At 65.2% G+C, this 9,357-nt stretch carries 8 protein-coding genes; all 8 read left to right on the forward strand.

Annotated features, from left to right (window positions below):
* The first annotated feature begins 37 nt into the window (after nt 1-37).
* Nucleotides 38-1,681, forward strand: a complete 1,644-nt coding sequence (locus LB571_RS27780; RefSeq protein WP_224599592.1) for an ABC transporter substrate-binding protein — start codon at nt 38-40, stop codon at nt 1,679-1,681.
* Nucleotides 1,671-2,615, forward strand: coding sequence for an acetamidase/formamidase family protein (locus LB571_RS27785; RefSeq protein WP_224599593.1), 945 nt, complete (start codon nt 1,671-1,673; stop codon nt 2,613-2,615). The genes LB571_RS27780 and LB571_RS27785 overlap by 11 nt, the downstream gene beginning before the upstream one ends.
* 208 nt (nt 2,616-2,823) lie before the next feature.
* On the forward strand, nt 2,824-4,587 hold the full coding sequence (locus tag LB571_RS27790) for an ABC transporter ATP-binding protein (RefSeq protein WP_224599594.1): 1,764 nt from the start codon (nt 2,824-2,826) through the stop codon (nt 4,585-4,587).
* 201 nt (nt 4,588-4,788) lie between these two features.
* Complete coding sequence (locus LB571_RS27795; protein ID WP_140711892.1) at nt 4,789-5,997, forward strand: ABC transporter substrate-binding protein; 1,209 nt, start codon at nt 4,789-4,791, stop codon at nt 5,995-5,997.
* A 14-nt stretch (nt 5,998-6,011) separates the two neighbouring features.
* A complete protein-coding gene (locus LB571_RS27800; RefSeq protein WP_224599595.1) occupies nt 6,012-6,788 on the forward strand; it encodes an ABC transporter ATP-binding protein in 777 nt (258 codons plus the stop codon).
* Nucleotides 6,781-7,491 carry an ABC transporter ATP-binding protein gene (locus tag LB571_RS27805; RefSeq protein ID WP_015314622.1) on the forward strand — a complete coding sequence of 237 codons (711 nt, stop codon included), beginning with the start codon at nt 6,781-6,783 and terminating at the stop codon, nt 7,489-7,491. Before LB571_RS27800 ends, LB571_RS27805 begins: the two co-directional genes overlap by 8 nt.
* Before the next feature lie 7 nt (nt 7,492-7,498).
* Nucleotides 7,499-8,386: a branched-chain amino acid ABC transporter permease gene (locus tag LB571_RS27810; protein WP_140719386.1), complete on the forward strand. Its 888-nt coding sequence runs from the start codon at nt 7,499-7,501 to the stop codon at nt 8,384-8,386.
* Nucleotides 8,387-8,408: 22 nt separating this feature from the next.
* On the forward strand, nt 8,409-9,357 hold a 949-nt coding region (locus LB571_RS27815), incomplete at its 3' end, for a branched-chain amino acid ABC transporter permease (protein ID WP_411969748.1).

The following is a 9,357-nucleotide window of genomic DNA, read 5'->3' on the forward strand; positions in this document are numbered from 1 at the left end:
TGAAACCAGAAAACAAACAGAGAAAGGGAACAGGACAATGAAGAAGTTTCTCGCATCGACCGTCGCGGCATCGGCGCTGGCGCTGATGCTCGGCATGACAAGCGCCCGCGCCGAGGACGCCGTCGACCCGAACGCCAAGCAGGGCGGCGCCATCACCATCACCTACAAGGACGACGTCGCGACCCTCGACCCGGCCATCGGCTATGACTGGCAGAACTGGTCGATGATCAAGAGCCTGTTCGACGGCTTGGTGGACTACGAGCCCGGCACCACCAACCTCAAGCCCGACCTCGCCGAAAGCTACGAGATTTCGCCCGACGGCAAGACCTTCACCTTCAAGCTGCGCCATGGCGTGAAGTTCCACAATGGCCGCGAGATGACCGCCGAAGACGTGAAATATTCGCTCGACCGCGTCACCAATCCGAAGACGCAGAGCCCCGGCGCCGGCTTCTTCGGCTCGATCAAGGGCTATGACGATGTCGCCGCCGGCAAGGCCGAGACGCTTTCCGGCGTCACCGTCGTCGACCCCTACACTGTCAACTTCGAGCTGACCCGCCCGGACGCCACCTTCCTGCATGTCATGGCCATCAACTTTTCCCATGTCGTGCCGAAGGAAGAGGTCGAGAAATACGGCGCCGATTTCGGCAAGCATCCGGTCGGGACCGGCGCCTTCAAGCTGGCGGAATGGACCCTTGGCCAGCGCATCGTCTTCGAATGCAACGCGGACTATTGGCACAAGGGCCTGCCGCATCTCGACAAGATCACCTTCGAGATCGGCCAGGAGCCGATCGTGGCGCTGCTGCGCCTGCAGAAGGGCGAGATCGACGTGCCTGGCGACGGCATTCCGCCGGCAAAATTCCAGGAGGTGATGGCCGATCCCGAGCAGAAGGCGCGCGTCGTCGAAGGCGGCCAGCTGCACACCGGCTATGTCACCATGAACACAACCATGGCGCCGTTCGACAATGTGAAGGTGCGACAGGCCGTCAACATGGCGCTCAACAAGGCGCGCATCATCCAGATCATCAACGGCCGCGCCGTGCCGGCCAACCAGCCGCTGCCGCCGTCGATGCCCGGCTACGACAAGGCGTACAAGGGCTACCCCTATGACGTTGCCAAGGCCAAGGCGCTGCTTGCCGAGGCCGGTCATCCCGATGGTTTCGACACGCAATTGTTCGCCATGAACACCGACCCCAATCCGCGCATCGCCCAGGCGATCCAGCAGGACCTTGCGGCGATCGGCATCAAGGCCAGCATCCAGTCTCTCGCCCAGGCCAACGTCATCGCCGCCGGCGGCGACAAGGCCGGGGCGCCGATGATCTGGTCGGGTGGCATGGCCTGGATCGCCGACTTCCCGGATCCGTCCAACTTCTACGGCCCTATCCTCGGCTGTGCCGGTGCGGTGCCGGGCGGCTGGAACTGGTCGTGGTATTGCAACAAGGATCTCGATGCCAAGGCGGCCGAGGCCGATTCGGTGGTCGACCCGGCCAAGGCCGCCGAGCGCGACAAGATGTGGAGCGCCATCTACGACAAGGTGATGGAGGACGCCCCCTGGGCGCCGGTCTTCAACGAACAGCGCTTCACCATGAAGTCGGCCCGCATGGGCGGCGCCGACAACCTCTATGTCGACCCGGTCCATATCCCGATCAACTATGACAATGTGTACGTAAAAGATGTGCAATAACTGCGACTACACCATCCACGGGCGCCATCACCATTTCGGCTGGGACAATTCCTTTGTCCCGGCCGAGCGGGTGGCGCCAGGCTCGACCATCGAGTTCCAGTGCCTCGATTCCTCGGGCGGCCAGTTGCAGCCCGACAGCACCGCCGCCGACATCGCCAAGCTCGACTTTGGCCAGATCAATCCGGTCACTGGGCCGATCTTCGTCGAAGGCGCCGAGCCGGGTGACGCGCTGAAGGTGACGATCGAGATGTTCAAGCCGTCCGGCTTCGGCTGGACGGCGAACATTCCCGGTTTCGGCCTGCTCGCCGACGATTTCCAGGAGCCGGCGCTCAACATCTGGAAATACGATGCCGCCTCGCTGGAGCCGGCATTGTTCGGCAAAAATGCTCGCGTGCCGCTAAAACCATTCGCCGGCACCATCGGCAACGCGCCGGCCGAAATGGGCCATCACTCGGTGGTGCCGCCGCGCCGCGTCGGCGGCAATCTCGACATCCGCGACCTTGCCGCCGGCACCACCCTCTACCTGCCGGTGGAGGTGGCGGGCGCGCTGTTCTCGGTCGGCGACACGCACGCCGCGCAAGGCGACGGCGAGGTCTGCGGCACGGCGATCGAAAGCCCGATGAACGTGGTGCTGAAACTCGACCTGGTGAAAGATGCGCGGCTGAAAACGCCGCGCTTCACCACGCCGGGTCCCGTGACACGCCATCTCGACGCCAAGGGCTACGAGGTGACGACCGGCATCGGGCCGGACCTGATGAGTGGCGCAAAAGAGGCCGTGGCGCAGATGGTCGACCTGCTCGCCGGCCGCTACCAGATCGACCCGGTCGAAGCCTACATGCTGGCCTCGGTCTGCGGCGATCTCCGCATCAGCGAGATCGTCGACATGCCCAACTGGGTGGTGTCGTTCTACTTCCCGCGCTGCGTGTTTGAATGACAGGTCAGCGTCTAGACACCCCCCTCTGGCCTGCCGGCCATCTCCCCCGCAAGGGGGGAGATCGGATCGCGCTTGGGCTTTCGCCAATCGTCACCGCTGGAAGAGAGGCGGGGCGTGGGAACTGCCAATCTCCCCCCTTGCGGGGGAGATGCCCGGCAGGGCAGAGGGGGGTGTGCCGGAGTAAATCCCTTTCCGGGCTGCCTTCCCAATGACCTCAACTCCCGAAACCGTCCTCACCATCGCCAACCTCTGCGTCTCCGTACGCGGCGATGAGGGCTCCCGCGAGGTCGTCTCCAACCTGTCCCTGACGCTCAAGCGTGGCGAGACGCTCTGCATCGCCGGCGAATCCGGCTCCGGCAAATCGATGACCGCGCTGGCCATCATGCAGCTCCTGCCGCAGCCCGCCGCGCGCATCTCCGCCGGCACGATCCACCTTGGCGCCACCGAGCTGACCGCCCTCGACGAACGCCGCATGCGCCATATCCGCGGCGACCGCATCGCCATGATCTTCCAGGAACCGATGACCTCGCTCAACCCGGTGCTGTCGATCGGCCGGCAATTGACCGAATCCATCGAGGCGCACACCAGCCTGTCGCGGGACGAGGCCCGCCAGCGCGCCATCGAGGCGTTGAAGGCGGTGCGTATTTCGGAGGCCGAAAGCCGGCTAAGGCAATTTCCGCACGAGCTCTCCGGCGGCATGCGCCAGCGGGTGATGATCGCCATGGCGCTGGCGCTGGAACCGGACGTGCTGATCGCCGACGAGCCGACCACCGCGCTCGATGTCACTGTGCAGGGCGAGGTGCTGGAGCTGCTGCGCGACCTGCAGCAGAAGCACGGCACCAGCGTCATCCTGATCACCCACGACATGGGCGTTGTCGCCGAAATGGCCGATCGCGTCATCATCATGCGGCATGGGCGAATGGTCGAGGAAGGCAAGACGTCGGACATTTTCGCCCACCCGCAAGCCGAATACACGCGCGAGCTGCTGGCCGCAGTGCCGCGCATCGGCAGCGGCGCCGGCCGTCAGAAATCTAGGGAAGCCGAAGCCGCAACGCCGGCGAAGGTCGCCGAGGTCACCGATCTCCACGTCCGCTTCGACTTGCGCGGCGGCGTCTTCGGCCGGGTCACCCGCCGCGTTCACGCCGTCGAGGGCGTCAGCTTTTCGATCGCGCCCAACGAAACGCTGGCGCTGGTCGGTGAATCCGGCTGCGGCAAGTCGACCACCGCCAAGGCGCTGGCCGGGCTGGTGCCGTATAGCGGCGACATCGTCGTCGGCGGCCGCAATTTGTCCGGCCTCGGTGGCGCCGAGCGCAAGGCGGTGCGCCGCGACGTGCAGATGATCTTCCAGGACCCCTACGCCTCGCTCGACCCGCGCATGCGCGTCGGCGACCTCGTCGCCGAGCCGCTGCTGATCCACGGCATCGCCTCGAAGGAAGAGCGCCGCGAGCGCGTCGCCGCGCTGTTCGACCGCGTCGGCCTGTCATCGGACCAGATGGAGCTCTACCCGCACGAATTCTCCGGCGGCCAGCGCCAGCGCGTCTGCATCGCGCGTGCGCTGGCGCTGAGGCCAAAGCTGATCATCGCCGACGAAAGCGTCTCGGCGCTGGACGTCTCGGTGCAGGCGCGCGTGCTCGACCTCCTGAAGGAATTGCAGCGCGAATTTGGCGTCGCCTATCTCTTCATCTCGCACGACATGGCCGTGGTCGAGAATATCTCCGACCGTGTCGCCGTCATGTATCTGGGCCAGATCGTCGAGATGGGCACACGCGACCAGGTCTTTTCCAACCCCCGCCATCCCTACACCAGGCGCCTGATCGAAGCCGTGCCGGTGCCGGATCCGGCGCGGCGCCGAAGCCGTTTCGCCCGCCTCGACCAGGAAATCCCCAGCGCCACCCGCCGGATCGGCGAGGCGCCGCTGAAATTGGCGCTCAGCGATGTCGGCAACGGCCATCTCGTCGCCGCCGAGGGCTGAGGCCATCCGGGCCGAGACAAGCTCGGTCCGCGGCAGGTCGAGCTTCACATAGTCGTGTCGCACGCCATGGGCCGTCTCGCCGTCATGAAATCCGGGGCCGCCCCTTGCCCTTCCGCCTCATTTTCCTAATGTTGCATAGTGCTTGCGGATGACGATCGTAGGGGGCGGGCGGATTCATCCACATTGGGAGGAAGTAAACTCATGAAGCTACGCCATGTCGTTTCCGCCGCGCTTCTCGCGGCCACCACTATCCCCGCCTCGGCCGCCGAGATTTCCGATGGCAAGGTCAAGATCGGCATCCTCAACGACCAATCCGGCGTCTATGCCGATTTCGGCGGCAAATGGTCGGTCGAGGCGGCCAGGATGGCGGTCGAGGATTTCGGCGGCAAGGTGCAGGGAGCGCCGGTCGAGATCATCAGCGCTGACCACCAGAACAAGCCCGACATCGCCTCCAACATCGCCCGCCAGTGGTATGACACCGAGCAGGTCGACGCCATCATGGAGCTGACGACCTCTTCGGTCGCGCTCGCCGTGCAGGGGATTTCCAAGGAAAAGAAGAAGATCGACATCGTCACCGGTGCGGCGACCACCGACCTCACCGGCAAGCAGTGCTCGCCCTACGGCTTCCACTGGGCCTATGACACCCACTCGCAGGCGGTGGGCACCGGCGGCTCGCTGGTGCAGCAGGGCGGCGACAGCTGGTTCTTCGTCACCGTCGACTATGCGTTCGGCTATTCGCTGAAGGAGCAGACCGCCAAGTTCGTCGAGAGCCATGGCGGCAAGGTGCTGGGCGAGGTGCGTTATCCCCTCGGCGCGACCGACTATTCGTCCTTCCTGCTGCAGGCGCAATCTTCGGGCGCCAAGGTCATCGGGCTGGCCAATGCCGGCCTCGACACCTCCAATTCCATCAAACAGGCGGCCGAATTCGGCATCGTGCAGGGCGGCCAGCGACTGGCGGCGCTCCTGTTCACGCTGGCCGAGGTGCATGGGCTCGGCCTGCAGGCGGCGCAGGGCGTGGTGCTGACCGAGGGCTATTACTGGGACCGCGACGACAAGAGCCGCGAATTCGGGCAGCGCTTCTTCAAGCGCACCAACCGCATGCCGAACATGATCCAGGCCGCGACCTATTCGGCGGTGACGCAGTATTTGAAGGCGATCGACAAGGCCGGCACGGACGAGACCGAAGCGGTCGCCAAGCAACTCCATTCGCTGCCGGTGGACGACGCCGTCATCACCGGCGGCAAGGTCCAGGCCGATGGCAACATGGTCCACGATATGTATCTCTACCAGGTCAAGGCGCCCAGCGAGAGCAGCAAGGACTGGGACTATTACAAATACCTCGCCACCATCCCCGGCAAGGAGGCGTTCCTGAGCGAGAAGGACAGCGGCTGCGCAACGGCCGCCCAGTGACCGGCGCGGCCACGGTGCCGCCTGATCTGAACGCGGAAGAGCCGCGGGTGGTGCTTTCCGCCCGCGGCCTGCGGCGTGACTTTGCCGGCTTCGTCGCCGTCAGGAATGTCGATCTCGATGTCCGCCATGGCAACATCCATGCGCTGATCGGCCCCAACGGCGCCGGCAAGACGACCGTTTTCAACCTGCTGACCAAATTCCTGGCGCCGACCAGCGGCAGGATCGAGCTGCTCGGCCACGACATCACCCGCACCTCGCCGGCCAAAGTGGCGCGCATGGGGCTGGTGCGCTCGTTCCAGATATCGGCGATCTTTCCGCACCTCAGCGTGCTCGACAATGTACGCATCGCGCTGCAGCGGCCGGCTGGGCTCGGCATCCAGTTCTGGCGCTCGCTGGCGGCGCTCGACCGGCTGACGCCGCGTGCCATGGAACTGCTGCGGTCCGTCGGCCTCGGCGATGCCACGAACAGGCTGGCCGGCGATCTTTCCTATGGCAGGAAACGCGTGCTCGAGATCGCCACGACGCTGGCGCTGGATCCCAAAGTGCTGCTGCTCGACGAGCCGATGGCCGGCATGGGTCATGAGGACGTGGCCACGGTGTCCGCCCTCATCCGCTCGGTGGCGGGCGACCGCGCGGTTCTGATGGTCGAGCACAATCTGACCGTGGTCGCCGATCTCTGCGACTGGATAACGGTGATGCAGCGCGGCGAGGTGCTCGCGGCCGGCGACTACGCCACCGTCAGCCGCGACGAGCGCGTCAAGGTGGCTTACATGGGCACGGCCGATGACTAGCGCTTCGCCCCTGCTCGCGGTCCGCGGCCTCAACGCCTGGTATGGCGAGGGCCATGCGCTGCACGGCGTCGACCTCGAAGTGTTTGCCGGCGAGACGGTCACATTGCTCGGCCGCAACGGCGTCGGCAAGACGACGACGCTGCGCGCCATCATGGGCCTGATCCGCCGGCGCACCGGCAAGGTCGTTTTCGACGGCGCCGACCTGATGCGGCTACCGCTGCACCGCACCGCGCACCAGGGCATCGGCTTCGTGCCGGAGGAACGCGGCATCTTCTCGACGCTGACCGTCGACGAGAACCTGGTGCTGCCGCCGGTCGTCGCCCCGGGCGGCATGAGCGTCGAGGAAATCTTCGATCTTTTCCCCAATCTGAAGGAGCGGCGCAACAGTCCCGGCACGCGGCTGTCGGGCGGCGAACAGCAGATGCTGGCGATCGCGCGCATGCTGCGGACCGGCGTCAAGATGCTGCTGTTGGACGAACCGACCGAGGGCCTCGCGCCTGTCATCGTCCAGCGCATCGGCGAGCTGCTGGCGACGCTGAAGCAGCGAGGCATGACCATCCTGCTGGTCGAGCAGAATTTCCGCTTCGCCAGCCGTGTCGCCGACCGTTTCTACCTGATGGAGCACGGCAAGGTCGTGGCCGGGTTTCCCACCGGCGAACTGGCGGACCGCATGACGCTGCTCCACGAAATCCTGGGTGTATGATGGCGCCATGACGATGATCTTCGGCATCCCCGTCCAGGCATTGCTCGGCCAGTTGCTGGTCGGGTTGATCAACGGCTCCTTCTACGCCATGCTGAGCCTTGGCCTGGCCGTGATTTTCGGCCTGCTGCGCGTCATCAACTTCGCCCATGGCGCCCAATACATGCTGGGCGCCTTCATCGGTTATCTCCTGCTCACCCATCTCGGCATCGGCTATTGGCCGGCGCTGGTCCTGGCGCCGCTGATCGTCGGCATCTTCGGCGTCGTGGTCGAGCGCCTGGCGCTGTCGCGGCTCTACGACACCGATCCGCTCTACGGCCTGCTCTTCACCTTCGGCCTCGCGCTCGTGCTGGAAGGCATCTTCCGCTACTATTACGGCGTGTCGGGAAACCCCTACGCCGTGCCGCCGCTGCTGGCCGGCGGCACCAATCTCGGCTTCATGTTCCTGCCCATTTATCGCGGCTGGGTCGTTGTCGCGTCGCTGCTCGTCTGCTTCGGCACCTGGGCGCTGATCGAGAAGACCAGGCTCGGTTCCTATCTGCGCGCCGCGACCGAGAATCCCCGCCTCGTCCAGGCATTCGGCGTCAACGTGCCGTTGCTTTTGACCCTCACCTACGGCCTCGGCTCGGCCCTTGCCGGGCTCGCCGGCATCCTGGCCGCGCCGATCTACCAGGTCAGCCCGCTGATGGGATCGGATCTCATCATCGTCGTCTTCGCCGTCGTGGTGGTCGGCGGCATGGGCTCGATCCTCGGCGCCATCGTCACCGGCTACATGCTTGGCCTCGCCGAAGGCCTGACCAAGGTTTTTTACCCCGAGGCCTCCAACCTGGTGGTCTTCGTCATCATGGCGATCGTACTTTTGGTCCGGCCGGCCGGCCTGTTCGGAAAGGACGCCTGAGATGGCGGAAGAGACATCCGACATGGCCGGGCTTTCGCTGCGCGAGGCATCGGCCAAACCCTCGCCAAGGCTCGAATGGGTGCTGGTCGGGCTCGGTATAGCGGCGCTGTTGGCGGCCCCGTTCTTCGTCTACCCGATCTTCCTGATGAAGATGCTGTGCTTCGCGCTGTTTGCCTGCGCCTTCAATCTCCTGCTCGGCTATACCGGCCTCTTGTCCTTCGGCCACGCCACCTTCTTCGGCGGCGCCGCTTATTTCACCGCGCACGCCGTCAAGGTCTGGGGCTGGCCGCCGGAAGCCGGCATCCTGCTCGGCATGGGGGGTGCCGCACTGCTCGGCCTCGTCATGGGCTTCTTCGCCATCCGCCGGCAAGGCATCTATTTCGCCATGATCACGCTGGCGCTGTCGCAGATGTTCTTCTTCTTTTGCGTGCAGGCGCCGTTCACGCAAGGCGAGGACGGCATCCAGGGCGTGCCGCGCGGCGTCCTGTTCGGTGTCCTCGATCTCAACGCCCCGATGGATATCTATTATTTCGTGCTTGTCGTGGTCCTGCTCGGCATCTTCGCCATCTGGCGCATCGTCAACTCGCCCTTCGGCATGATCCTGCGCTCGATCCGCGAAAACGAGAACCGCGCCATTTCGCTCGGCTATTCCGTAGCCGGCTACAAGCTCGCCGCCTTCGTCATGTCAGCGGCGCTGGCCGGGCTCGCCGGCTCACTGAAGGCGATCGTCTTCCAGTTCGCCACCCTCACCGACGTCACCTGGCAGATGTCGGGCGAGGTCATCCTGATGACGCTGCTCGGCGGCATCGGCACCATGGTCGGCCCGATCATCGGCGCCAGCCTCGTCGTCGGCCTGGAAAACACGCTCGCCACCTCAGGTTTCCCCGTGACCATCGCCACCGGCCTGATCTTCATGGTCTGCGTGCTGGTGTTCCGGCGCGGGATCGTGGGAGAGGTTTATGCGCGGGTGC

This window comes from Mesorhizobium sp. BR1-1-4 (assembly GCF_020165375.1).
GTDB lineage: Bacteria > Pseudomonadota > Alphaproteobacteria > Rhizobiales > Rhizobiaceae > Mesorhizobium > Mesorhizobium australicum.

Coding starts and splice junctions, on each gene's coding strand:
- LB571_RS27780 (WP_224599592.1), top strand. CDS start 38: ATGAAGAAGTTTCTCGCATCGACCGTCGCGGCATCGGCGCTGGCGCTG.
- LB571_RS27785 (WP_224599593.1), top strand. CDS start 1,671: ATGTGCAATAACTGCGACTACACCATCCACGGGCGCCATCACCATTTC.
- LB571_RS27790 (WP_224599594.1), top strand. CDS start 2,824: ATGACCTCAACTCCCGAAACCGTCCTCACCATCGCCAACCTCTGCGTC.
- LB571_RS27795 (WP_140711892.1), top strand. CDS start 4,789: ATGAAGCTACGCCATGTCGTTTCCGCCGCGCTTCTCGCGGCCACCACT.
- LB571_RS27805 (WP_015314622.1), top strand. CDS start 6,781: ATGACTAGCGCTTCGCCCCTGCTCGCGGTCCGCGGCCTCAACGCCTGG.
- LB571_RS27810 (WP_140719386.1), top strand. CDS start 7,499: ATGACGATGATCTTCGGCATCCCCGTCCAGGCATTGCTCGGCCAGTTG.